This window comes from Leptospira langatensis (genome assembly GCF_004770615.1).
GTDB lineage: Bacteria > Spirochaetota > Leptospiria > Leptospirales > Leptospiraceae > Leptospira_B > Leptospira_B langatensis.
Map to the genome: position 1 here is coordinate 508,689 of NZ_RQER01000001.1, position 23,896 is coordinate 532,584.

The 23,896-nt window shown below is 45.1% G+C and carries 22 protein-coding genes; 14 read left to right on the forward strand and 8 right to left on the reverse strand.

Going from position 1 to position 23,896, the window contains the following annotated elements; genetic code table 11:
- The first annotated feature begins 1 nt into the window (after position 1).
- From EHO57_RS02245 to EHO57_RS18745, 4 genes are all read left to right on the forward strand, one after another.
- The gene (locus tag EHO57_RS02245; protein WP_135647143.1) at positions 2–742 is read left to right on the forward strand and encodes a hypothetical protein; all 741 of its coding nucleotides are present in this window, start codon (positions 2–4) and stop codon (positions 740–742) included.
- Positions 739–4,038: an efflux RND transporter permease subunit gene (locus tag EHO57_RS02250; protein ID WP_135647144.1), complete on the forward strand. Its 3,300-nt coding sequence runs from the start codon at positions 739–741 to the stop codon at positions 4,036–4,038. The genes EHO57_RS02245 and EHO57_RS02250 overlap by 4 nt, the downstream gene beginning before the upstream one ends.
- Before the next feature lie 141 nt (positions 4,039–4,179).
- Entirely contained in the window at positions 4,180–4,584 is a 405-nt protein-coding gene (locus EHO57_RS02255; RefSeq protein ID WP_135647145.1) for a hypothetical protein, read from the forward strand.
- A gap of 254 nt (positions 4,585–4,838) precedes the next feature.
- Complete coding sequence (locus tag EHO57_RS18745) at positions 4,839–4,985, forward strand: hypothetical protein (RefSeq protein WP_167882319.1); 147 nt, start codon at positions 4,839–4,841, stop codon at positions 4,983–4,985.
- A gap of 87 nt (positions 4,986–5,072) precedes the next feature.
- On the opposite strand, the gene EHO57_RS02260 is transcribed toward EHO57_RS18745, so the two are convergent.
- The 5 genes from EHO57_RS02260 to EHO57_RS02280 all read right to left on the reverse strand — a co-directional run bounded on the left by EHO57_RS02260 (position 5,073) and on the right by EHO57_RS02280 (position 9,520).
- Entirely contained in the window at positions 5,073–6,719 is a 1,647-nt protein-coding gene (locus tag EHO57_RS02260; protein WP_210410068.1) for an outer membrane beta-barrel protein, read from the reverse strand.
- 302 nt (positions 6,720–7,021) lie between these two features.
- Entirely contained in the window at positions 7,022–8,401 is a 1,380-nt protein-coding gene (locus tag EHO57_RS02265) for a CCA tRNA nucleotidyltransferase (RefSeq protein ID WP_135647146.1), read from the reverse strand.
- The gene (locus EHO57_RS02270) at positions 8,398–8,757 is read right to left on the reverse strand and encodes a hypothetical protein (protein WP_246050459.1); all 360 of its coding nucleotides are present in this window, start codon (positions 8,755–8,757) and stop codon (positions 8,398–8,400) included. The genes EHO57_RS02265 and EHO57_RS02270 overlap by 4 nt, the downstream gene beginning before the upstream one ends.
- Positions 8,758–8,807: 50 nt before the next feature.
- The gene (locus EHO57_RS02275) at positions 8,808–9,203 is read right to left on the reverse strand and encodes a ribonuclease HI family protein (protein WP_135647147.1); all 396 of its coding nucleotides are present in this window, start codon (positions 9,201–9,203) and stop codon (positions 8,808–8,810) included.
- A 2-nt stretch (positions 9,204–9,205) separates the two neighbouring features.
- The gene (locus EHO57_RS02280; protein ID WP_135647148.1) at positions 9,206–9,520 is read right to left on the reverse strand and encodes a hypothetical protein; all 315 of its coding nucleotides are present in this window, start codon (positions 9,518–9,520) and stop codon (positions 9,206–9,208) included.
- A gap of 64 nt (positions 9,521–9,584) precedes the next feature.
- Between EHO57_RS02280 and EHO57_RS02285 the strand changes: the two genes are divergently transcribed.
- The 3 genes from EHO57_RS02285 (at position 9,585) to EHO57_RS02295 (ending at position 12,681) form a co-directional block, all read left to right on the forward strand.
- Positions 9,585–10,373 carry an arginyltransferase gene (locus EHO57_RS02285; RefSeq protein WP_135647149.1) on the forward strand — a complete coding sequence of 263 codons (789 nt, stop codon included), beginning with the start codon at positions 9,585–9,587 and terminating at the stop codon, positions 10,371–10,373.
- 66 nt (positions 10,374–10,439) lie between these two features.
- The gene (locus EHO57_RS02290; protein ID WP_135647150.1) at positions 10,440–11,168 is read left to right on the forward strand and encodes an SDR family NAD(P)-dependent oxidoreductase; all 729 of its coding nucleotides are present in this window, start codon (positions 10,440–10,442) and stop codon (positions 11,166–11,168) included.
- A gap of 19 nt (positions 11,169–11,187) precedes the next feature.
- Positions 11,188–12,681: an FAD-binding oxidoreductase gene (locus tag EHO57_RS02295; protein WP_135647151.1), complete on the forward strand. Its 1,494-nt coding sequence runs from the start codon at positions 11,188–11,190 to the stop codon at positions 12,679–12,681.
- Between the two features lie 125 nt (positions 12,682–12,806).
- On the opposite strand, the gene EHO57_RS02300 is transcribed toward EHO57_RS02295, so the two are convergent.
- The gene (locus EHO57_RS02300; protein ID WP_246050461.1) at positions 12,807–14,360 is read right to left on the reverse strand and encodes an ArnT family glycosyltransferase; all 1,554 of its coding nucleotides are present in this window, start codon (positions 14,358–14,360) and stop codon (positions 12,807–12,809) included.
- Between the two features lie 116 nt (positions 14,361–14,476).
- Here EHO57_RS02300 and EHO57_RS02305 point away from each other — a divergent pair, with 116 nt between their 5' ends.
- Positions 14,477–16,126, forward strand: a complete 1,650-nt coding sequence (locus EHO57_RS02305) for a hypothetical protein (RefSeq protein ID WP_210410069.1) — start codon at positions 14,477–14,479, stop codon at positions 16,124–16,126.
- Between the two features lie 105 nt (positions 16,127–16,231).
- On the forward strand, positions 16,232–17,518 hold the full coding sequence (locus EHO57_RS02310) for an EAL domain-containing protein (protein WP_167882320.1): 1,287 nt from the start codon (positions 16,232–16,234) through the stop codon (positions 17,516–17,518).
- Positions 17,519–17,521: 3 nt separating this feature from the next.
- Here the strand turns inward: EHO57_RS02310 and EHO57_RS02315 are convergent, their stop codons facing one another.
- Positions 17,522–18,688 (reverse strand): DUF1577 domain-containing protein, encoded by a 1,167-nt coding sequence (locus EHO57_RS02315; protein ID WP_135647153.1) that lies wholly within the window; start codon positions 18,686–18,688, stop codon positions 17,522–17,524.
- Positions 18,689–18,776: 88 nt separating this feature from the next.
- Between EHO57_RS02315 and guaB the strand changes: the two genes are divergently transcribed.
- The 3 genes from guaB to EHO57_RS02330 all read left to right on the forward strand — a co-directional run bounded on the left by guaB (position 18,777) and on the right by EHO57_RS02330 (position 21,832).
- Complete coding sequence (gene guaB, locus EHO57_RS02320) at positions 18,777–20,303, forward strand: IMP dehydrogenase (RefSeq protein ID WP_135647154.1); 1,527 nt, start codon at positions 18,777–18,779, stop codon at positions 20,301–20,303.
- 100 nt (positions 20,304–20,403) lie between these two features.
- Positions 20,404–21,132, forward strand: a complete 729-nt coding sequence (locus tag EHO57_RS02325) for an outer membrane lipoprotein-sorting protein (RefSeq protein WP_246050493.1) — start codon at positions 20,404–20,406, stop codon at positions 21,130–21,132.
- 1 nt (position 21,133) lies between these two features.
- The gene (locus EHO57_RS02330) at positions 21,134–21,832 is read left to right on the forward strand and encodes a 16S rRNA (uracil(1498)-N(3))-methyltransferase (protein WP_135647156.1); all 699 of its coding nucleotides are present in this window, start codon (positions 21,134–21,136) and stop codon (positions 21,830–21,832) included.
- A 1-nt stretch (position 21,833) separates the two neighbouring features.
- Here EHO57_RS02330 and EHO57_RS02335 read toward each other — a convergent pair whose 3' ends face one another.
- Positions 21,834–22,169 (reverse strand): hypothetical protein, encoded by a 336-nt coding sequence (locus EHO57_RS02335; RefSeq protein WP_135647157.1) that lies wholly within the window; start codon positions 22,167–22,169, stop codon positions 21,834–21,836.
- 74 nt (positions 22,170–22,243) lie between these two features.
- Between EHO57_RS02335 and EHO57_RS02340 the strand changes: the two genes are divergently transcribed.
- Both EHO57_RS02340 and EHO57_RS02345 read left to right on the forward strand, forming a co-directional pair.
- On the forward strand, positions 22,244–22,948 hold the full coding sequence (locus EHO57_RS02340; RefSeq protein ID WP_246050463.1) for a thiamine phosphate synthase: 705 nt from the start codon (positions 22,244–22,246) through the stop codon (positions 22,946–22,948).
- Between the two features lie 48 nt (positions 22,949–22,996).
- A complete protein-coding gene (locus EHO57_RS02345; protein WP_135647158.1) occupies positions 22,997–23,827 on the forward strand; it encodes a WecB/TagA/CpsF family glycosyltransferase in 831 nt (276 codons plus the stop codon).
- Positions 23,828–23,896: the final 69 nt, after the last annotated feature.

Below are 23,896 nucleotides of genomic sequence, written 5' to 3' on the forward strand. Positions count from 1 at the left end.
TATGCAGAAAAGATTACTCAGCATAATCTTCGCGGCTTTGCTTGTTTGTTCTTCTTCTCTATTTTCTCAAGAGAAGTACGATTCCAAGCAACAAGACGTGACTCCTGACTGGAGTCCCGATCCTGATAGAAAAAGCCGTTTCGGAGACGATAAGAAAACCAAGGATGAGGATCCTTCTAAGCCACTTCCCAAATCCACTAATTTCTGGGTGTATGGAGCGACAGTAGGTTCTCCGGGAAGCATCAACTTCAATGTAGGTTATTATTATAAGGACCTTGTGTTCCGTGCTTCAGGTGGGAATTGGAAGCCTCATTGGTGGGGTTGGCAAGCGGACCTAGGATTTAGTTTTTGGAAAACTCCAACGATTGCTCATAGTGTCTCGGTAGTCATCGGCCAATTCCAAGTGGATCCATATTCTCCGGATCTAGGGCACGGAGGTCAGAACCAATATCCTACGAATGTAAACGTTCCCGGTTATGAGCACAAAAACCCTACCTATGAAGATACGATCATCCGTTCTTATATAGCGCAACAGAACCCGAATCTCGCTACCTTTCTAGAATACCAGAGTAGGGATAATCGTAAATTGCATTTAAGCCAGAGATACATTGGATTGACTTACGATTTTCTTTTAGGGAACTTTTTCTTACAATTAGGCGGTGGTATAGGCGCCGGGGATTATAAAAATCCTCAGTTGCTTATTCAAATCGGTTATCTATTCGATACGAGGTCTTCGGAGTGATCAGCAAACTAATCGAGTCCGTTCTTAGATTAAGGGTCCCTACACTTATCGGGGCGTTAGTCGCCGTATTATTGGGAGTTTGGGCCTGGACGGATATCCGAAAAGAAGCGTATTCGGACATCGCGGACACTCAGGTCCGTTTGATCGCTAAATTCCCTGGCAAGGCCGCTGTAGAAGTGGAGGAAAGGGTCACTCTTCCTATAGAAAGGGTCTTGAATGCCATTCCGAAAGTTGCGGTTCGTAGATCCAGGACCATCAACGGTCTAGTCGTCTTTCAATTCGTATTTGAAGATGGTACCGACGATTATTTCGCTCGTATGCGTTTGATGGAACGGGTTGCAGATGCGGATATTCCCGACGAAGTGGAACCGACTCTCGGACCGATGAGCTCTCCTGTAGGTGAGATCTTTAGATACGTTGTAGAATCTTCCGGCAATCATACTCCAATGGAACTCAGAACGATCCAAGACTGGATCGTTATGCCCAAGATGCTTTCCATTCCTGGGATCGCAGACGTGGTTACCTTCGGAGGTCTTCCGAAGCAATTTCACGTAGTTACTTCTCCCGATAAATTGGTACGTTATAAATTAACGATAAACGACGTGATTGAGGCGATCCAAGCCAATAACTTGAATACGGGAGGAAACCTTCTTCTGCAAGGGGAGCAAGGATTTCCGATCCGGTCATTGGGTGCGATCCGTACTCCGGAGCATATAGAAAATATCGTCGTAAAAACGGTGAATGGGGTTCCTGTATTCATCCGGGATCTTGCCACAGTAGAGATCGCGCATCCTATTCCGAGCGGGGTACTGGGATATAGCGTTCGTGTGGATGGGAATGTAGTGGATGTGGATTCTTCCGTGCAAGGTCTAGTCGCTATGAGACGTTGGGGCGATCCGAACGAGATGGGAGATCGGATCCGTGCTAAGGTTAAGGAGATCAATGAAAATTATCTTCCGGACGGAGTGCAACTTCGGACTTCTTACGATAGAAGCGATCTCGTAAACTATACTCTACGAACTATCGGCAGAACTCTCTTAGAAGGGGTTTTCGTTGTAAGTTTGGTTTTGATCTTCTTTATTGGAAGCGCTAAGGCTTCGTTGGTCGTTGTCGCGACAATTCCATTCGCACTTTTATTTGCCTTCCTTCTCATGGATCTAACAGGCATTCCTGCGAGTTTATTATCTTTGGGCGCGATCGACTTCGGTATCGTAGTGGATGGGGCAGTCATCATGGTGGAAAACATCATGAGAAGATACAGGGATGCAAGTCCTGTGGAAAAGAGTAGGGGGATCATCAAGCTCACTGCAGAAGCTGCTTCCGAGGTCGGAACGGAGATCTTATTTTCCATTTTGATCATCATTCTCGCATATTTGCCTATCTTCTCCTTTGAAAGGATAGAGGGAAGATTATTCAAGCCGATGGCTTTCACGATTTCTTTCGCTATCTTTGGGGCCTTACTCTTCTCCATGACGGTAGTCCCTATCCTGATGACATACATGTTCCGAGGATACTTTGAATCGGCAAACCCGGGACCGATCGCTTGGGAGAACCCGATCTACGGTTGGTTGGAAGTACGTTATAAAAAGTTAATATCTTTCTTAGTGGATCGATCCAAGAAAGTTGTGATCTACTGCTTCAGCGTTGTGACGGCTCTCTTGATCGTTGGCGGCCTCAAGCTCGGGACTGAGTTCCTTCCTGAGATGGACGAGGGAGGATTCAATCTCCGTATCTTCTTCCCGGTAGGGATATCGCTACCGGAGGCGAGAAAGTTCATGCCTAAGATCAGAGAGATGATCTATAGGAACGAGCAGGTGAACGTAGTACTTTCTCAGCTGGGAAGGAACGACGACGGAACGGACCCTCTTCCTCCAAACCGTTTGGAGGTACTCGTTGGTCTGAAAGACTACGATGATTGGAAGGAAAGGATCACTAAGCAGGAATTGCTTTTAAGAATGAAAAACGAACTGGAAGCGGGACTTCCGGGCGCAAGGGTAAGTTTTTCTCAGCCTATCATGGACAACCTTTCCGAAGCGATCATGGGAACGATTGCTGACTTAGCCGTATTCGTTTCCGGAAACGACTTGAAGATCATGAGAGGTCTTGCGGAAGATATCCTGGAAATCGTAAAAGAGATGCCTGGAGCGAGCGAATACGGTATTGAGCAAGAGGCAGACAGCCCTCAGTTGACGGTTCGGATTGACCGAGAGGCAGCAGCTCGCTATGGGATCAATGTAAGCGATATACAGCAAATGGTGGAAGCGGCGATCGGAATGCAGAGGATCAGCACATTGTATGAAGGTCCTTCCGATGTTCCTCCTAAGACACCGGCAAGATTCGGGATCGTAGTCCGATTCTCTAAGGATTATAGAGCCTCTATGAGAGCAGTCGAGGCGATGCCGATCATTTCTCCAAAAGGAGAAAGGATCCCTCTCTCCCAATTAGCGAAGATTACTTTAGAAGACGGACCGACTATGATCTTCCGACAAGAAGGAAGAAGGACGATCACAGTTCGTACTAACGTGCGGGGAAGGGACCAAGGCGGTTTCGTTACTGAACTGAGAAAGAAGATCCAGCAAAAGATCAAGCTTCCGGAAGGGTATGAAGTCAGATACGGTGGTCAGTATGAGAACTTGGCGCGAGTAGGTAAGAAACTTGCACTCGTAATTCCGATCACCGTGGCGATCATCTTCGGAGTATTATTCTTACTTTATAGAAATTTGAAATACGTTTATGTGGCTCTTGCCTGTTTGCCACTATCCTTAGTAGGAGGGATCTATGCTCTTCTCTTACGAGGATACTACTTTAACGTATCCAGTGGTGTCGGGTTCATTTCCCTTTTCGGGATTGCCACCATGTCGGGCGTGTTATTCGTCTCTAGGACCAATCACTTGCTTCATGAAGAGCCTACGATCAGCATTAAGGAAGCGGTAAACCGTGCAGCTGTGATCCAACTTCGCCCTATGCTCATGACCATGCTCTTGGCGTTGCTTGGTCTGATCCCTGCGACTCTTGCGTCAGGGGTTGGGTCGGATGTGCAGAGACCGCTTGCTACTGTGATCGTAGGGGGATTATTCTCCGCTTTACTCCTGGTCTTAACCGTTCTTCCGTCCCTGTATTTGATCGTAGTGGGAGAGAGGAAAGGGTTTCTTTCCACTGGAACCGCTCCGGGCAGCGATCTTTCCCTTCATCCGGAAGCATATATCTCTCTTTATGAAGATGATGAGGAATCTCCGGTCCCGAAGAGGAATGGAAAAAAATCGAAGCCGATCCTCTCCGGAAAGAAACGAAAATAACGATCCAATCGGGATCCTGAGGGCCGCCAAGCGCGGCCCTTTTTATTCATTCACGATCACAAGAAGGATCTAAAAACGGAATTGACTTAAAGGATCCAGAGAGTATGCACTATGCCGGAAAAAAGGAACGGGTGGTGACACATGAATTTCTCCGAAAAAATCCTGATCATCGCAGGAGTCTTGAATTTGGCATACGGAAGCCTAACCGGGTTCCCGTATGCTCTCGCTAGGAAGAAGGCGGAATTTCCTTCTAGATATTTGCAAGCGGCTCATATCGGTTCTCTGATGCAGGGGGCCATGCTTCTTGGGCTTGCGATCGCATTTAGATATGCGGCGGCTCTATCCGATTCGCTTGCGTTGACTGCTGCTTGGGCCTTGGCAGTATCCTCTGCGTTTTTGGCCTTGAAGGATACGGCGAATTGGCTCCAAGGAGTTAAAGATGAATTCCAGGACAATCCTCCTTTAGGAAAGGCTCTGGGCGGCATCGGTGTGCTCAGCAATTTGGTCGGGATCGCGATTATTGTTTATGGAGTCTTGATTTCCTAAGAACTATAGCTTTGCTTGCTAGGATGATAGAATACAAGGGCTTTCGGGGGCCGCACTTGGTCTTGTTGGCGACTTTGGTTCTATCATCTTTATGCCCATTCTGTCGACGAATTCGTGTTCCCGAATTCATCTAGGATACTCCAAAAATCCAAGCCGCTTTTTAAAAAAGAGAGAACAAGAACCGAAGAAGAAGGCCAGCGCTTTTGCAATGGGATGGGCTTTTTCTCGTCTCTTTCTTTTAGAGGGCCAGGGGAATGAGCGAGAATTTAAAGTCCAAATTGGAGAGATCACACAAGAGAGGTTTCTTTAGTAAGGCATTTCGATCTCTCTGGAACCTTCTTCCTCATCGACTCAGAATGAGCCTTGTGGCCATGTCAGGACAATCCGATCTGGATTTCTGAGTTCTCGTTTTTCGGGGTTTAAAGATAAAAAAAAGAGCGCTCTTTCGAGCGCTCTTTCCATATCCAAAGAAATCTTTACTAGTTCAATTAGAACTTAGCAACAACACCTAAGGTCAGACCAAGTTGGTCTTTTCTCTTGTCTCCATGGATGTCGATGAATTGATAACCGGTTGCCCAGTCTCTTCTCAAATCCAATTTGATCAATAGATTTTCAGTAAAGTTCCAAACCGGGGTAACGGTGAAGGTTCTGTACTGTCCGTAGTTAGCTGCTGCTCCGGAGTAGTTCTTGTAGTTCTTAGGATCGATAGCCGCAAGGATCTGGTTGTCCGTTAAACCAGCGAAGATCGGGTTGGATGCCTTGATTGCTTCTGCAAGAGCAGTGTTGATCTGCTGTTGGTAAGCTCCCAAGTAGCCGTTTCCACCGTTTACGCTGGTGTAAGTAGGATCGCCGCTGCTTGCGTTCGGTCCGTGAAGGATACTGAAGGTGTTCAACTGACCGTTGTTCGCCTTGTCGTTCAAATACTCAATACGAACGTTCACTCCCCAAGTTTCAGTAATTTTGAATTTGGAGAATACACCGTAAGATTGGTAACTACTCTTGTTGTGAGAAGTGTTTACTTGTCCGCCAAGAACAGTCTCTGCAGTATAAACGTTCGCAGAGTTGTATTGTTGTTGAGCCAGGTTCGCGTTAGCCATAGCTCCGGACTTTTCACTCCAGGTATAGTCTAAGTCGATTTGGATCCTGTCGGTCGGAGTGATAGACAAGATTGCATGGTTCATGAACCAATAATCCTTGTTATACTTCATTCTTTGACCGGTAGGAAGAACTGTTCCAGCTCCGTTCACGCTTCCTGTTTCCAAATAGTTAGCGACTAACATTTGGCTAGGATCTACGACTCCGGTGTATCCAGAAGCGAAACCATCACTGGAATACAATGTGTTCCAGGTAAGGGATAGTTTATCTTCGATCAGAGTTCCTTTCAACTGAGTACCGACCGCTTTGTGTTCGTTCGAAGACTCGAAGAAGGAGTTCGTAGTCGTGCTGGTCAAGTTGCCCGGAGTAGGGCTAGTGTAACCGGTACCACCACCACTGTTGTACAGATAAAAGGTTCCAGCCCATTTATCGGTAAACTGAGTAGTTAAGCGAGCACCGGTGTGAATGAATGGGATCGTGTTTTGGAAGATGGCCCCTATCGTGTAGTTAGGGTTGTTCATCGACTCAAGCACCTCGTAGCCGATATGTGTTGCCATCTTTCCGATATCCAATGTCATCCCTTTTAAAACCGGGAAATACATACTCACGTATGCTTGTTTCAGCATGTTGTAGTTGTATACCTGGTTAGAAGTTGTATAGGGAGCTTCCTGATACGCGTTGTTCTGACCGTTTTGGAAGTCGACTCGGAATCCCCAAGGACTGCCTTTCTCGGCCGTTTTTTGAATTGCAAGAGCTGCGGCGTTAACACCGAAGTTTTTGTTGCTAGTTTCGAAAGCGTGAGTCGCGTCGATTGCGTTTCCTTGCAGTGGGTTGTTATTGTACATGTAGTACACATCCACGAATCCGGAAAAATCGACAGCTTCATACCATTTCTTTTCTTCAGGCTCGGGTTCTGCAGCCTTAGCAGGCGCCGCTGTTACCTTTTGATCTGGAACCTCTTTCTTAGCTTGGGCAAAAACCGAAGAGGCGGTCACCAGAGTAAAGGTAGCAATGAGGCTTAATGTCTTTTTTCTCATCATTCTCCTAAATCTCCTATGCTGATCTATATGCAACTAGCGTGCCAAGAGAATAAAAATGAGCAAAGAGACTAAATTCGGCTTAAAAACGATTCTAAATCACTAATTGGGTGCTTAGAAAATACCAGTTTTATTTGCTTAATTTTTAATAGGGACAATATGCTTATTTTTTAAACATATTATGGTTTGCACAGTTTTTGGGCAACAGGCGGGGGTTGTAGTATCTTCGACAAGGAGAAACTGTCCGAATACTAAATCGAACGGTCTACTTCACCTAACATCTCTAGATAAAAGTGCTTCTTTACTTAGCTTTGGAAGGAGGAGCGAATGAGTTCCTGCAGCTTCTCTTGAGAGTTATAGTCCGGTTCCATTAGAACCTTCTCTAAACAGAGGCGCAATGCTTCGCCGAGCATTTGAGGGGGAAGGTTCGGAAATTCCTTTCTGATCCAATTTCCATCGATCGCCAGATCCGAAAGAAGAAGCGCCGCGTCCTTCTTCCATTCTTCTTCTGCTTGGGAAAGCCAGTTAGAATTTCCAAGATGAGCCTGGCTGAGGCTAGCCAGTTCCCGGCACCAGGTGAGGAGTTCCTTCTTTCCGGAGTATTGGGCAATGGGGTGAAGGACCCATTTCCGGATCGCAGAGGCATTTTTCAGCAGAGAAGAGTATTCCTGGATAGAATCGAGGGTCCTGGCCAAAAACTGGGAGTCCTTGCTCCTTTGGTTGGAGAAACGTAGGTCCTTGAAGAACCGAGTCGATTCCGCGGACAGTTCTTCTTTAGCAAAATGAGTGAGTAGGAAGTATGCAAGCCTCGTCCGATCCGGTTCCGGCTCCAGGTTTGCAAAATGGGAAAGTTCTTCTTCCCATTCGATTTCGGTGAGAAGTCTAGTGCCGGCAACCCTCGCGTCATTTTTGTCTAAGGATCCCTTCTCGCTTTGGGAAGGCCTAAGATTTGCATATAGTTTGGATTGGGTGAATAATTCCAGGATCCCGTATTTTCGGAGGAGAAGGAGAGATGGTTTTGGGTCCTTGCTTTTTAGTAACTTTAGAAATTCATCATGTATCCTTTCGGGGGAAACTTTCTGTGTAATGGTTTTGCATTCTAAAATTGCCTTCTCCGTTTCGGGATGGATCTTGAATCCTAAGATAGAGACAAATCGTATCGCTCTGACTGGGCGAAGTCCGTCTTCTGTAAATCGTGAGATTGGATTTCCGATCGTACGGATCAGGGAATTCTGTATGTCTTTGATCCCTTCGTGTTCATCCACAAGTTTCTCGTTCGCTAGATCCAGGGCGATCGCATTCATAGTGAAGTCCCTTCTCTTTAGGTCTTCGCTCAGGCTTACACCGAAGGTGACCGTTTCGGGTCTGCGTCCGTCCACATAGTCTTCGTCTTTTCGAAAAGTCGTAAGCTCATAGGATCTGTCTTTGAGTAGGACGGTTATTGTTCCGTGCTTGATCCCGGTCGGAACCGTTCTTCTGAATATCTTCTGCACTTCTTCCGGTGGAAGTGAGACTGCCATATCGTATTCGTGGGGGATCTTTTCCAAAAGAAGATCTCGTACACTTCCTCCTACGAGATAGACCTCTCCATTCGCGTTACGCACTGTCTTGGTGATCTCGAGTAGATCCTCCAGATAAGGAGAAGGGATCTTTCGAATGAGTTCCTTCGGATCCGAGTTCATCATTGTTGGACGAATTTCTTCCAAAGAGGAAGGTATCTTTCTTTCAGTTGTGGATTTTGGGCGAGTATATCTTCTACTTGCTTTTTGGTCTTCGCATCCACGGAGACTCTAAGAAAGGGAAGGTCAGCTTGCTGGGAGAGGATCTTGTCGATATTTCTCTCTGCTTCCTGCCAGGCAAGGTCACAGATCTCTTTATATTCCGTCTCTTTGTGCTCGTTGCAGAGGAGAGCGAGCTCCAAGTATTTTCCTTCTTTCTTTAATTGGAGCATCTTGTTCAGGATATCTCCCTTGCAGTCGCAGAGAGTTAGCGCTAATAGGCTGAGTACGGCGAATAGAATGCTTCGATGTGGAAAAGGCATCGAAGGAACTGTCTTGTGGATTCCCTCTTTAGGAAACCTTTTTTTAAGATCTAAGATTCGAATGCAAGGTTTGCGAGCTTGTCCGCTCTTTTGTTCTTCTCTCTAGGAACATGGTAGATGGAGAACTGTTTCAGCTTAGAGCTGAGGGCTTTTGCCTTCTCTTTGGCTTCTTGCAAATGAGGGGATTTGACCTTGTATTCCCCCCGGAACTGTTTTACTACGAGCTCCGAGTCCAGATAGGCCACGACTTCTTCGGCTCCCTGTTCCAGGCAATGGTGAAGGCCTGCTTCGAGAGCGGCCCATTCCGCCATATTATTGGTGCCGTCAGAGATCCTACGGGAGATGGAATAGACCTCTTCCTTCTCGGAATATACCGCGACTCCTATAGAAGAAGGCCCTGGATTTCCCTTGGAGGCCCCGTCGCAGTAGATTTCCAGTTTTTTCAAGATCAGTCCTTCTTCTCTTTGTTAGGAAGAACGAGGGAGAGCGGTCTCCAGACCAGAAGATATCCGAGTAAGATCAGACAAGATGCGAAAAAGGAGATCGCTCCTAAAAGTAAGGATTGCGTGTTTCTATACCAACGATCGAATTGTATGGGGAAGAAGAGTCCTCCCAAGAGGCAGAGAAATCCTGCGAATATGCTTGCGAATTGGATCCAGGGCTGGGATAGAAAATAAAAAATATAACTCAAAGCGGCGAAACCGAATGCGAGTTTATAAGCGCTCCAACGTACGAACTGATCCATAAACAATCTGAATACCATTGATAGTCCTATCCTTCGGAGGCTTTGGTTTGGCAATGGAAAAATAACAGGTGGCACCATTCTAATGCAGATCGATTATTTTGAATTTCTGGATTCTCTTCCGACTTCTCCTGACTCCGCTTGTTCGTATTATCCGGAGAGAATTTCCAGGATCAAAGGCTTTGCTTGGAAGGAAAAGATCGCGGCTTCCGTTCTGGACTTTCTATTTAGATTCGGTTTTAGAAGATCGGGAAATTTCTATTATAGGACGGATTGTCCCAACTGTTCTCATTGCTTGAGCTATAGGATCCCGTTGCATACGTTTTCTCCCAATGCAAACCAGAAGAGGATCCAGAGAAAGAACGCAGATCTCAGGATCACCGTTTCTTCTCCTGAGATAAATTCGGAGAAGAAGAGTCTGTATTCCAAATACCAAAGGTCCAGGCATGAAGGTTACTACGGAGACTCGGAAGAAGAGTTAGTACAAGCAATGAGGATGCAGATGTATGACGGTTCCGGAAATTCAAGAGAGATCCAGATCCATACGGAAGAGAGACTTTTAGGTTGGATGCTTTTAGATCTGGGAAAAGAAACGGTGTCCGCATTGTACTCCGTATTCGATCCGGAAGAAGAGAAAAGAAGTCTCGGGAATTTTCTGATCTTATCGGCCATCCTTTGGGCTAAGAACAACGGGTTCCTAGAATTTCATTTGGGTCTGTATCTTCCGAACCACCCTAAGATGGATTATAAGAGTAAGTGGAAGCCGGCCGAGATCTTGGAGAAGAAGACTGGGGTTTGGGAGAAGTCGGAGATCTTTCTTCCGAAATATTTTGACTTGTATGGAAGGGAAGGCAACGGTCCGACCAAGGGATAGATTTGTAACTTCTTTCAGGGGTAAATCAGACTTGTCATACTAGGTCCCGATCCGAAAAAGGTAGGTATGGCTAAAAAGATCATCGTTGTAGGCGCTTCAAGCGGTATTGGAAAGGAAATCGCAACCCAATTAATCGCAGAAGGTCACCAAGTCGCTGCGTTTGCTCGCAGGGAAAAGGAATTGAAGAAGATCGCTCCTTCTTCCAAGACAAAAAATCTTTTCGTTAAACATGACGTAACCGAATACTCCAAGGTTCCTGGAGAATTTTCCAAGGCAGTCAAGGCATTGGGTGGTCTGGACGAGATCTATTACGCTTCCGGAGTCATGCATCGAGTCGGTCCCGAAGAATTTCCGGTACAGAAAGACTTGGAAATGTTAGAAGTGAATCTTCTAGGTTGTGTGGCCTGGTTGGACTCCGCTGCGGCTTATTTCCAAGAGAAGAAGGCAGGCAAGATCATCGGGATCTCTTCCATCGCCGGCGATAGAGGAAGAAGGGGAAATCCAGTATATAACGCGTCTAAGGCGGGAATGTCCACTTATCTGGAGGCATTACGCAATCGTCTTGCAGTGCAAGGAATACAAGTAGTCACCGTTAAACCGGGTATGATCCAAACGCCTATGACGGAAGGTCTTTCCGGGCTCATGTGGCTTATTACCGCAAAGGAAGCCGCTCAAGTCATATTAGCAAAAGTGAATGCAGGTAGGGAAGTCTTCTATGTTCCGGCTCGTTGGGCCATCGTTTCCCTTATCATTCGTCTCATTCCTTCCTTTATTTTCAGAAGGCTTTCCGTTTAAGGAATATTAGGTATTTTGAATGGCTACTGCCGCTAAGAAGAAAACCGCAAGCAAACCGGCTGCGAAGAAAAAATCCGGATCCAAATTCGATACTGGCGCTTTCGAAGCCAGACTGACCCCGATCCAAAAAGTCGAAACCTGGGGAATGAACCATTTCTCGGAGAGCCACGTGTTCCAGCCGGAATCCGTGGAGGATTTCAAATCCTTATTTGCATATGCAAACGCTACAGGAGCAAAGATCGCTTTCAGAGGGGGCGGTTGTAGTTACGGGGACGCGGCAACGAACGTAAAAGGGATCGTAGTAGATATCCGAAACTTCAACAAGATCCTTTCCTTCAATCCAAAGACGGGGATTTTGGTTGCTCAGTCCGGAGTCACGATCAAACAACTCTGGGAATTCGGCATTGAGAAAGGGTTCTGGCCTCCCGTAGTGAGTGGGACCATGTTCCCTACCTTAGGTGGAGCTCTTTCTATGAATATCCATGGAAAGAATAATTTTGCAGTCGGTCCGATCGGGGATCATATCCAAGAATTTACTTTTATTAGTCCGGAAGGAAAAGAGTTCGTTTGTTCTCCGACTAAGAACTCCGATATTTTCTACTCCGCGATTTCCGGATTCGGAATGCTCGGTGCCTTCCTTACTGTAACCATTAAATTAAAGAAAATTTATGCAGGTAAGATGAAGGTTTGGCCGGTCAATACCTCCAATCTGCAAGAGATGTACGACTACTTCGAGAAGGAATACAAACATTCCGACTACTTAGTGGGTTGGGTAGATTCCTTCGCATCCGGTAAGGGCTTAGGAAGAGGCCAGATCCATAAGGCGGTCCATCTAAAAGAAGGAGAGGATCCCGGCTTTCCTGAAAATTGCAAAGTAGAGAATCAGATCCTACCTAACACTCTGCTTGGAGTGATCCCTAAGGCTTGGATGTGGATCTTTATGTATCCGTTCAGCAATAATTTGGGAATGAGATTCGTGAACCTAGGAAAATGGATCTCCGGTTTTATCGGAAATAATAAGCCTTATTTGCAAGGACATGCGGAGTACGCCTTCCTCTTGGATTACGTTCCGAACTGGAAATTTATGTACAAGCCGGGCGCCATGATCCAGTACCAAAGTTTTATCCCTAAGGAAAATGCGGTCAAAGGTTTCGAAGAGATCTTAAGTCTCTGTCAGAAGAGAGGGATCGTGAACTGGCTTGCGGTGTTCAAGAAGCATAGGCCGGACAAATTTCTTTTAACACATGCTGTGGACGGATATTCTATGGCCATGGATTTTCCGGTGACCAAGAGGAATAAGGAAAAACTCTGGGATCTCGCAAAGGAAATGGATGAGATCGTTCTGAAGAACGGAGGAAGATTCTATTTTGCAAAAGATAGCACTCTTAGACCCGAGATCTACAGAAGATCCATGCCGAAACAGAATCTGGACAAGTTCAAGGCAATGAAGAAGAAGTTGGATCCCAAGAATATCCTGGAATCCGATCTTTTCAGAAGGGTCTGGGGAAAATAAGCGATCCTCTCCATCAGTCCGAGGTAAATTCGCTTCGGACTGATTTGGTTCAACTTTTCGAATATAGCTCTTAATATCACTTTTTCGCTTCGCTTCTTTTTTATCTCAGTTTAAAATATTACGACTTACTTTTTCCGGATCTCGATCGTTTCCATATTGATCGAAGGACTTTGCTTGAAGTCTCGATTCACAATCTCGAATTTCTCAGAAGAAGGGACCAGCTTCTCTCTCGGATACGCGTCCTTGAAGCCAATGATCGTGAGTTTATGAGTTCCAGTTTCATACAGTTTTTCTAATAGAGGATCGAATTGTTCCGGTCCATTGATCTCAAACACCGCTCTTGGCGTGCTAAAAGAATCTGAAGGGAGGAATACGGAACCTTTTCTATACACTACAGTCTCCGAAGAGAATTTGCTCAACTCGGCCTGTTCGACAACTACGGATCGAGTGAACTTATGGTACAAACGATCGAAGATCAGACCTCCAGCGATCGAATAGACTAAGAGTAGAATGGCGGCACCTTTAGCGGGCTTGGAAAGACTCTCCCAGTTTTGGTCTAAGACACTTAATAAATAAACTAGTATAAAGGGAAGGACGGTCATTAGGAATCTAGGTCCGAATAATACCCCCTGCCAAAATCGGGTCGAGGTCAATAGTCCGGAGAGAAGAATAAAGACTAAAATCCCGAGTAAGATTTGGCTGAGAGAATTGATCGTCCTAGGTCGAAAGCGGATGGCGAATAATAGAGCAGGGTAGGCTCCTAGTAGACCGAGAGATCCCTTTCCCCAAAATACCAGTTGGCTTAAGTAGATCAGTTGAGCGACTAAATCATAGTTAGAAGAAGACTGAAGATGCCCTCGTGAACCTAGAGGATGCCCAACGACTGCGATATTGATCCCAGCCTGGACGAATAGGAGTAAACCGAAACTAAATGGAAACGCTACCGATGTACGTTTTTGGTATATTCTAAAAAACTGAACAAGAGAGATCCCTGCTGCGAGCAAAATAACTTCCTGCCGGAAGAATGCAGCGAACCCGAACAGGAGCCCGGCGAAAAGATAATTCTTAAAACTGGGAGAATCTTCTTCCTTTAATAGGAAATAGATCCCTTCTGTGACTGCGTAGATTGCAATTACGGTCTCGGAAAGATCGGTCGCAAATAAACTGAATGCGGAGCCTAGAAGCAAGACGGCTAAGAAGGAACTTCTCGCTTTTTCGCTCAACTTTAAAAGGAGAGAGATCCTATAGAGAGAATAGAGGGTCAATATTCCGAATAACAGGGAAAGTAAATAGCTACCGAACCTTCCGAAGAGCAAAGCAAAGGGATATTGAATTGCAGTGTAGTAAAAAGGGAATACATAATAGCACTTTCCATTGTACACATGGGTCATCGTGGACCCTTTCTTTAAGTCCAAAGGTAGGAATTGGAAATCAGGATCGAATTTTGCTCCAGAGTATCTGCAGGAAAAATCCGGGAACCCGTTATGAACGAGATCCGCTAATTGCTGTTGCTTGACTGCTCCATCTCCTACCCGAAAGCCGGTTTGGTACTGCCAAGATAAAAAACCGGAAAGGAAAATAGCTCCTATCAAAACGAATCCGTAGGATCTGTTCGAGAAAGATAAGGATCTGGCGAGTAGGTTAGAAAGCATTCTGATAGAAAGATTTAGAAAAGTCATCGGTCAAGTAGAAATCCGGATCGAGCGTTTCTGTGATTTTCCGGCTCTAAGAATTCTGAATGACAATCTAAAGATACACAGGTAACTGGAGGAAGTCTTATCAGAAGAGAACTTAAGTGCCTTCTAAAATCGGATCTATTCTAGAATTCTTTCGACGTCCCTTACCTAAATATCTTTTTCCGATCGTTGGATTAGGATTTGCGTATGTGATCTTTGTAAACTCTTGGGTTTGCGACGATGCCTATATTACATTTCGCACGGTAGATAATTTCCTGAACGGATATGGTCTGCGATGGAACGTGCAGGAAAGGGTACAGGGATATACCCATCCTCTTTGGCTCTTCGGCGTCTCCTTTCTTTCCTTTTTTAAGATCCCAGTATATTATTCTTCTTTAATTCTTTCTTGGATCTGCGTTGCAAGTTTGGCTATACTTCTGATGAAAAGGATGAGGGAGAAGGTGAGTTCGATCTATGAGACCTATTGGATCCTATTTTTACTTCTCTCTTCTCGTTGTTTTATCGACTATTCTAGTTCCGGATTAGAGAACCCACTTTCTTTTTTGCTAGTTTTGCTTATGCTCCAGACCGGTTTGAACTTACAAAAAGACTTCCGTTTTAGATCCTTCTTCTTATTCTCCGTTCTCGCTTCTTTTACGTATTTGAATCGTCAGGATGCTATTTTATTCGCAGTCCCTTTCTTCGGATCCTTCTTCTTTTCTAAGATAAAAAAGCCTGTTGCATTCGTGAAAACACTTGGAATTGCAACCCTTGGCTTTTTGCCTGCAATCCTTTGGAGCCTTTTTTCCCTTCTGTATTACGGATATGCATTTCCGAATACCGCGTATGCGAAATTGAATACAGGGATCTCTACAGATATTCTTTGGCTGTATGGGATCTCTTATTTGCAGAATTCTTTTCGTTGGGATCTCTTCTCTTCTCTGTTCATCCTACTCGCGGTTGCTATCCTTCCCTTCCTATATTGGAAAAAGAGAACAGGTCATCTTTGTATCAGTCTTGGGATCCTTCTTTATCTATTGTATGTTTGTAGCATCGGCGGGGACTTTATGGCGGGAAGGTTTATTGCTCTTCCTTTTGTGATCTCGGTTTTTCTAATTTCGGATCTTTTCTCTCCGTTCTTGCCCAGACTCGCCCTGGTGTTTTTTGTCGCCTTTTCCGTGTTAAACCAAAACTCACTTCTTTACGTGGGTAAAGATTACCTGAGGGTACGGAACGATGGTGAGATCCAAGATGAGAAGGGGACCTATTTCCGTTCTACGAATATCTTGCGATCTTTCTCCGTTCCTGATTTCCCGGCTCACGGTTGGGCATCTGCCGGAAAGGAATTCAAGAAGAAGGAAGTAAAGAAAGATGTAGCATGTGCTACGCTGAATATAGGCTTTTATGGTTATTTTGCAGGACCAGAAAGAAGGATTGTAGACGTATTTGCACTCACAGATCCTTTGCTAAGTAAACTACCGACAGTGAGCAATTGGAGGATCGGTCATTTCGCTCGGAACATTCCGGAAGGTTACATGCAGTCGGTTTCTAACGGAGAGAATCTACTAGAAGATCCGTACCTCAAAGTATACTATGCGAAATTGAAATTGTTAACCGAATCGGCAGATCTCTTCTCAAAAGAGAGACTTGCTGAAATTTTGCGCGAGAACTTGGGTGAAAATCGTTCTTTGCTATCTCATTTAAAGACAAGATCAGACTGGAAAGGAATTCCGGAAAAATTCCACTGTGGTTTAGGGCCAGGTTATTAAGTAACAGCAAATTCAAGGGACTGATTCTTCTTTTATTTCTTCTCAACTCTCTTTCCATTAAAATTTCTTGATCCTGTTCGCAGGGCATTGATTTTGTTGTTAAGAATGAATGAAGGAAGAAGTTCTTGGAGCGCATCCAAATGGAGGGAATGGTTTTCCGAAGGTGAGATCGTCCCTTACTTCCAACCCATTCTTTCCGTAGAGAAAGACTCCATCTACGGATATGAGGCTCTCGGCCGTTTCGTAGGAAAGGACGGAGAGGTCCACAGCCTCGGTCCCTTCTTCTTATCCGATATCCCTCACTCTTTTTCTCTGTCGGAAAGGGAGGAATTTAGGGCCTTCAAATTAGAGATCGATAGAGAGCTTCGGAAAAAAGCTGTAGAAAGGATCAGTAAGGCAAACGGAGTAGATCCTAAGGCAAAACTTTTCCTAAATATCTCTCCTTCCTTCATGCAAGATTATCTTGTTTCAAGATCGGAAGAAGATCCGTTTACTCTTCAGATCGCAAAGAGTTCCAATTTGGATCCAAAACGGATCGTGATCGAAATGGTAGAGGAGCATTTTTCCGGAGAGATCGATCAACTCAAACCTTTGATCAATCTGTACAAGAGATCCGGCTTTCTGGTCGCGATCGACGATCTAGGTTCCAAATCCTCCAACCTGGATCGGATCGGTGCATTGCATCCGGATATTATCAAAGTGGACCTGGGACTGATTCGTAGTTCTGTTGCCTCCAGAAATTTCCAAGAGATCCTATTTACTCTTTCTAGATTGGCGGAAAGCCTGGGTTGCTCTCTTCTTTTTGAGGGAATAGAGACCGAGACGGAACTCTATAATGCTCTTACCTACGGCGCAAGATACTTACAAGGTTTCTATTTTGCGGAACCGAGCCCCGAGCTTTTGGATATTAGCGGGCTTAGTATTCGTTTCTCTCAGCTCCATGAACTTTTCTTTAATTACAAAAAATACCAATTGCTCCGACGGATCAAAAAGGAGAAGGAACTGGAGGATAGATTAGAGTCCTCCGGTATCGAAGTGATTTCCAACGGAGAGGAGAAGGTAACGATCAGTTTAAGGAATTCTTATCTTCTCGAAAAATCGGTCTTTAGGATGTATGTTACGAATCATGAGGGAAGGCAACTTTCTCCGAATTATTCCGGGATCTCCGAATCAGGGATCTTAGAAGATGATACATTCGTGGGTCGCAACTGGAGTTGGAGACCTTATTTTCTGGAGCAATTCTATAAGAATGCTAAGGATGCGGCTAGCGGATGGATCGCAAGCAATCCATACTACGATCTGGAAAGCAATTTGCTTTTAGTCACTTATTCCAAACGTTTAGAAGAAGGGAATGTGATCTTTGTGGACGTGAGAATGTGGGACTTTCCGTAAAAGTCAGTTCGGATTGACTTTCACTCCGGCGTCAGCTAACATTCTATTTACATTGTCTATGAATCTCTTCTTCTCTCCCGGCCTTGCGGAGTTTCCTTCCAGAGACAATCCTATATACAAATTCCCATCCACGTCTTTTGCTACGGAACGAACCACTCCGTAGGCAGTGATCGGAGATTGCATCTTAAAGAAAATATCGAATGTGAACCCTTTTCTTCTAGGGATCTCGCTATTCAAGTCAGGATGATTGATCTTCACTCGGAGACCGCCGGTGGAAAGATCCAGAACGGGAAATCTTTCCTTTACTAGGATCGTATTGGATTCGCGGATCCTGTCCACCATATCGAAGGTAAGGGTCTTGATCTCCATTACTTCTTCTATACCGATCTCTCTCGTCCTATTTTGGGCATGCACATAGCCGATCGGTATGGCCTGTTCGTCGTGGTTGATATAGATGACGGGAACGATCAGTTCCGATTTGATCTTTTGGTTGGCATATTCTATGATCTTCTTGCGAACATCGTCCTCATCTCCGAGTTCCTGTTCGTAATCTATAAACCCGTCAGGGTCCGAGGACCTGTAACTATCAGGCTTTTGAGTATTAGGAATAAATAATATTTTTCCCGTTTTCTTGACTAGGTCGAATTTATCCCCTATGGAATTGAAAACGTCTATCTTAACGATATCGTACTTGGGCTTTAAAGTCCTTTCGGTGTCAGCGAAGTTCACTTTTACGGAAGTAGGTATATTGAATAAGTTCGCATCTATAGTAGTGCGACTCGTCCTGAGGTTCGTGATCCAAACGCTGCCATCGGGTGGTTTGATCCTAGCGAATTTTCTCTCTCTACTTGCTATGGACACGGCGTCCACATTCATTACGTACTGATTATTTGGTCTTTCTTCCAAGACCTCGCATTCTAGTTCGACGTATCTCGCGAGCAGTTTGTATAAAACAATATGAGAATTGAGTTTAAATTGTTCGGTCATTCGACCTTGGACTAGGATCTTTGTGGCGTCTTTGCTTACGGAGAGCAATTGAACGGAATCGTGGCCTTCCGTGTCCCTTACGAGCAGCTCGGTTTTTAGAAGAAATTTTCCAATGAGATGGAGCTTTTTTCCCTCTTCAGTGATGAACTCTTTGTCTCTTTGCTTCCTTTGAACCTTTTCCATTAAATTCCTAGGTCGATCGGATTCCGGCGGAAATTTATCTTGATCCCAGCCTTTGGCTTCGTTTTGATGTAATAGGTAAGGTACACTAATGTCAAACCAATCTTACCGAGACTCCCAATTTTTAGACGGCCTATCCGGCGAAGAACTCTTCAGCATGCAAATCGGGCTTACTTACCGGGACTTTTTAGTCCTGCCCGGTTTTATCGATTTCAATCCATCCGATGTCGAGTTAGAAACTAGATTCACAAAGAACATAAAACTCAAACGCCCTTTCGTTAGTTCGCCCATGGACACTGTTACCGAGTCTTCCATGGCGATTGCCCAAGCCCTTATGGGAGGGATTGGGATCATCCATTACAATAATACGATCGATGAGCAAGTATCCGAGGTCAGCAAGGTGAAACGTTTCGAGAATGGATTCATCTCGGATCCTGTGGTGCTCGGACCTAAGAACACTATTCACGATCTGGACCATATCAAAGAGACGCAAGGATTCACCGGAATTCCGATCACCGCCGACGGAACCAAGTATTCTAAGCTGATCGGGATCGTTACGAATAGAGACATCGACTTTGAGAGAGATAGATCTATCCCTGTAGAGAGGGTCATGACTACCGAGGTGATCACCGGAAGAGCCGGGATTACCCTGAAAGAAGCAAACGATATCATTAAAAAAGAGAAAATCGGAAAACTTCCTATCCTGGATAAGGACGGAAAACTGGTCTCCCTGGTCAGTCGCTCCGATCTGAAAAAGAACAAGGACTTTCCCGATTCCTCCAAGGATGAGAACAAAAGACTGAGATGTGGTGCAGCGGTTTCCACACTTCCCGAATCTAGAGATCGAGTTGCCGCACTCTACGAAGCCGGAGTGGATGTGATCATCATCGACTCTGCGCAAGGGAACTCCATCTACCAGATCGAGATGTTGCAATTCATCAAATCCAATTTCAAGAATTTGGAAGTAGTCGGAGGGAATGTGGTCACTCGGGGGCAAGCCGAGAACTTGATCCGTGCCGGAGCCGACGGACTTAGGATCGGAATGGGACCGGGTTCTATTTGTATTACCCAAGACACAATGGCTGTGGGCCGGGCTCAAGCAACTGCAGTCTACCAAACAGCGGCTCATGCAGCGAAATATGACGTTCCTGTTATCGCAGACGGAGGAATTTCTAATATTGGGGATATCGCAAATGCTTTGGCAATCGGAGCATCTGCTTGTATGATGGGATTTATGTTTGCCGGAACAACTGAGGCGCCCGGCGAGTATTTTTATGAGAATGGAATTCGTCTCAAGAAGTATAGAGGAATGGCAAGTATTGAAGCCATGAAGGCCGGCGGAGATAAGAGATATTTCAACGAAGGCCAAAAAGTGAAAGTGGCCCAAGGTGTAAGCGGTTCGGTTGTGGATCGTGGTTCCATCTTGAATTTTATTCCTTATTTAAGTTTGGGCCTACGACTTTCCTTCCAGGATATGGGTTTTAGGACCGTCCAAGACTTGCATAAGGGATTGAGAGAAGGTAAACTTCGTTTCGAAAGAAGAAGTGAATCCGCTCAGGCCCAAGGTTCGGTTCACAGTCTTTACTCTTACAGTGCACCGAGTTTAAGAGCAGAATAAAGAAGGGAAGTTCTCACTTCTTGCCGGGAAGGGAAGGTTTTTGAGACAATTTCGATCGATTCTAGTGATCCTAGTCTTACCCGTCCTACTCGGAGGGGAGATTACCTACGCTCAGGCGCCGGAAAAGGCCCGGGTCGCTCAGGAATTGGTCGCTCGATTGGACCAAGCCTTACTCAAATCGGACGGATTGGTAAAGGCCAATTTAATCCTGATCAAAAGAACCGGAGATTCCTGGACCTGGGACATGAGCGTTTTCCGTAAGGGAGAAGATTCTCTTTCCCTTTTCGAAAGCAAGGGCCGAGGCCTGGAATACAAGATCCTATTCAAGGAAGACGGAGAATTGATCTACGCCTTCAACGCACTCTCTAGAAAGATCTTCCGAAAAAACGACGAAGAGAAGTACGAGAACCATTTGAATACAGGTTTTAGTTTCGTGGATCTGGCTGGGACTTCTTACCAAGCGAACTATAATCCTATCGTGCAAAGCGATCTGGACGTGGGTGGAAAAAAGATGAAGAGGGTCGCTCTTCGTCCTATCGTGCCCTATTTCTATTCTAAGCTCATTCTTCTACTAGAGCCGGATACTCTTAGGCCGATCCGTTTGGACTTTCACGATAAGGACGGGATCCTGTACAAGACCATGAACATCAAGTATGGCCCCGTAAAAGTGAAGGCCAAACAAAAAGTGGGCAAAGAGGATTTGGCGAGCCGTTTGGAAATGTTGGACCTGAACACAGGTGCTATCAGCGTATTGGAATACGTGGAAGTGGATCGGGATGTAAAACCGGATCCTTCTCTTTTTGAATTAGATAATTTGAATCGACTATAAGATGTCCACGGAAGAGATCGTTTTCTTTCGACCAGGATTTCTTCCTTCTGCAGAGCTAAAGTTAGAAGGCGAAGAGATCTCTCACTTAAAAGCGTTCCGCGTTTACTCCGAAGAAAAGGCAGTGATCATCAAGGATGGATCCGGAACGAATTCCTATTACTCTGTTCCTGCTTCCTCCAAGTCGGGTTCCTTCTTAAAATCTGAGAAGAAAGAAAAACCAAAACAAGCCTCTTGTATCGCGACTGCTATTCCGAAAGGAAATCGATTGGAGTGGTTGATCCAAAAAGGAACGGAACTAGGGATCACAAAATTTATTTTCTTAGTATTCGCTCATTCCGATCGTAAGGACTTGAATCCGGAAAGGCTTTTGAAGGTGGCCGCAGAAGCTTGCGCCCAATCCAATCAGGATTTCTTACCTGAGATCCTCGGACCTTTCTCCCTGCAAAAATTTGTGGAGTCTTATTCCGATCCGAAAGATGAACTATTGTTATTGGATCCCAGATCGGAAACGAAGATAGATCCGAACTCGATACGGAACAAGACGATACTGATCGGACCGGAAGGTGGCTTTCGTTCCGAGGAACTGGATTTTTTAAGGAAGAGCTCCGTGCCAGGAGTGAATGTAGGAGAATCGATCCTAAGAATAGAAACCGCAGGGATCTTTGCGGCTTCTTTATTCCGTATCGGAAATTGGGATTAGTTTATTGGCCTACGCCGGAAAGACCTAGGATCAGAACGCATTCGTTCAGATAGCTCTTGCAGTTACTTTTGCAACCCTGTTGCATCTGAGCGCAGAAGGTAGCAATACTACAGCTAGTGGCGCAACCACTGATACAAGTGTTCAAGAGAGCCACATTGTCCGGGTCCACAGTGCTTCCATACTTATTCTCGCAGGAATGTTTGCAGGCAGTATAACCTCCACCCACACAGTTCGCAACATAAGAAGAGATGGCATTTCCTTGCACGTCTCTCTGATGGTCGCAGGAGATCAGTCCGAATACTGCAAAAGCGAATAAAATAACAAGGAAACGGGTCATATAGGTAAATCGTTTTTGCCCACGGCGGAATGGCAAATCAAAAAACATTCGACTTACAATGCTTGGGGAATGGAATGATTTATAATCGACCGTGGTACATGAGAAAGAAACGACCAGAAATTTGGAAATCACCTGCGTTATACCCGATCCTAGATCTAGAATACTGTTCTAAATTCCAAAAAAATCCCCGTGACTTAGTGAATCTTTGGAATGCAAACAAGGCATGGATCCCATTCTACCAGCTTAGAGCCAAGAAAGAAGAAATTTCCAAGGTCAAAGAGATTTACAAAAGTTTGATAGAGGAATTTTCCGAGTTTCCTTTGATATTGAACGATTACTGGAAAGAGGCCCTGGAATGGAATTGTTTCGGACTTCATATAGGGAAGGAAGACTACCAAGCCTTACATCCTAAAGAGAAGGAACTGGTTCGGAATAGTTCTCTGTATCTGGGCACTTCCTGCCATACTTGGGAGGATGTGGCGAGTCTAGAGCCGGAGCTTTGGGATTATACCGGGCTAGGACCCATCTATTCTACGGATTCTAAACAGACCGAAGACCGACCGATCGGCCCAAATGGTTTGCAAGATGCTCTGCGATATGCTAAGATCCCGATCGTTCCTATTGGTGGAATTGGCCCTAAGGAAATAGGTGAACTGTCTGCCTATGGGCCTTTTCTATACTCAATGATCGCAGGAGCCTCCGATGAGTTTAAGTTTCAAGAAGTCTTAACCGTATTCAGGGAATTGCCTCATCTTTCTTCAAAGCCTCCGAACGTTTAAATCTAAGTTTCAATTGACTCACAAATTATGTCCAATAAGATGATCCCTATGAAGCAACCAGGGGAAATACGCCATCTTTCCGCCAAAGATGATCGCGATTATCTTCTAGACTACCAGACACTGAACGTGGATGATCTAGAAAAGGCTCCCATCCTAGGAGTGCCTTTCGACAACGCTACCTTAGACGAAGCTGTCGCAAAGATCTATCACCTCATGGAGGAGAAGGAAAAGTTCCATCACGTTCTTCTGTTGGACCCGATCAAGACCATGGCCTTGCGTAAAGGCAAGAAATTGCATCGGATCGCCCAAAAGGCCAGCCTAATTCTTGCCGAGGGTGCAGGACTACAATGGGCCGCTAAGAAACTAGGCGGCGAACTGAAGGAAAGAATTCCTACAATTGCTCTCATGATGGACCTGGTCCGTCTCTGTGAACTCAGAAATTATTCCATCTTCTTGCTCGGCGGAAAAGAAGAGATCGTAGAAAAAGTATATTTTAATCTTTCCAGACATTTTCCCGGAGTTCGGATCGTAGGAAGACATGCAGGCTATTTGAATACTCAAAGAGAGTTGCTAGTTAAGGAATCCATCCGTAAGACCAGTCCGAATATTATATTTCTTGCAATGGATTTTCCGGAGCAAGAGATCTGGGTGGAGAATAATACCGCTTTCTTTGGTCACGCTGTTGTGATCGGAGTTGGTGGTGCGATGGATATTCTTTCCGGAAAAGTAAAGAAGGCGCCTAATTTCTTTAAACTGAAGGGACTGACTTGGTTCTGGAGGATCATTGTTCGTCCTTGGAGACTGATCCGCATGTCGAGAATGTTCGGATTCTTTATTGTGGTTTGGATCAAATCCCTCTTCGTTAAGAAGAAAAAATAATTCTATAAAGCAAAAGCGAGATCCGAGATCGCATTGATCTCGCAAAATTTGCATCCGATTACAAAATTA

Bases quoted from the DNA above. Each gene is read 5' to 3' on its own strand.
- EHO57_RS02295 (WP_135647151.1), top strand. From the start codon at position 11,188: ATGGCTACTGCCGCTAAGAAGAAAACCGCAAGCAAACCGGCTGCGAAG.
- EHO57_RS02285 (WP_135647149.1), top strand. From the start codon at position 9,585: ATGCAGATCGATTATTTTGAATTTCTGGATTCTCTTCCGACTTCTCCT.
- EHO57_RS02265 (WP_135647146.1), bottom strand. From the start codon at position 8,401: ATGATGAACTCGGATCCGAAGGAACTCATTCGAAAGATCCCTTCTCCT.
- guaB (WP_135647154.1), top strand. From the start codon at position 18,777: ATGTCAAACCAATCTTACCGAGACTCCCAATTTTTAGACGGCCTATCC.
- EHO57_RS02315 (WP_135647153.1), bottom strand. From the start codon at position 18,688: ATGGAAAAGGTTCAAAGGAAGCAAAGAGACAAAGAGTTCATCACTGAA.
- EHO57_RS02270 (WP_246050459.1), bottom strand. From the start codon at position 8,757: ATGCCTTTTCCACATCGAAGCATTCTATTCGCCGTACTCAGCCTATTA.
- EHO57_RS02345 (WP_135647158.1), top strand. From the start codon at position 22,997: ATGAAGCAACCAGGGGAAATACGCCATCTTTCCGCCAAAGATGATCGC.
- EHO57_RS02260 (WP_210410068.1), bottom strand. From the start codon at position 6,719: ATGATGAGAAAAAAGACATTAAGCCTCATTGCTACCTTTACTCTGGTG.
- EHO57_RS02255 (WP_135647145.1), top strand. From the start codon at position 4,180: ATGAATTTCTCCGAAAAAATCCTGATCATCGCAGGAGTCTTGAATTTG.
- EHO57_RS02280 (WP_135647148.1), bottom strand. From the start codon at position 9,520: ATGGTATTCAGATTGTTTATGGATCAGTTCGTACGTTGGAGCGCTTAT.
- EHO57_RS02300 (WP_246050461.1), bottom strand. From the start codon at position 14,360: ATGACTTTTCTAAATCTTTCTATCAGAATGCTTTCTAACCTACTCGCC.
- EHO57_RS02290 (WP_135647150.1), top strand. From the start codon at position 10,440: ATGGCTAAAAAGATCATCGTTGTAGGCGCTTCAAGCGGTATTGGAAAG.
- EHO57_RS18745 (WP_167882319.1), top strand. From the start codon at position 4,839: ATGAGCGAGAATTTAAAGTCCAAATTGGAGAGATCACACAAGAGAGGT.
- EHO57_RS02340 (WP_246050463.1), top strand. From the start codon at position 22,244: ATGATTTATAATCGACCGTGGTACATGAGAAAGAAACGACCAGAAATT.
- EHO57_RS02330 (WP_135647156.1), top strand. From the start codon at position 21,134: ATGTCCACGGAAGAGATCGTTTTCTTTCGACCAGGATTTCTTCCTTCT.
- EHO57_RS02245 (WP_135647143.1), top strand. From the start codon at position 2: ATGCAGAAAAGATTACTCAGCATAATCTTCGCGGCTTTGCTTGTTTGT.
- EHO57_RS02310 (WP_167882320.1), top strand. From the start codon at position 16,232: ATGAATGAAGGAAGAAGTTCTTGGAGCGCATCCAAATGGAGGGAATGG.
- EHO57_RS02335 (WP_135647157.1), bottom strand. From the start codon at position 22,169: ATGACCCGTTTCCTTGTTATTTTATTCGCTTTTGCAGTATTCGGACTG.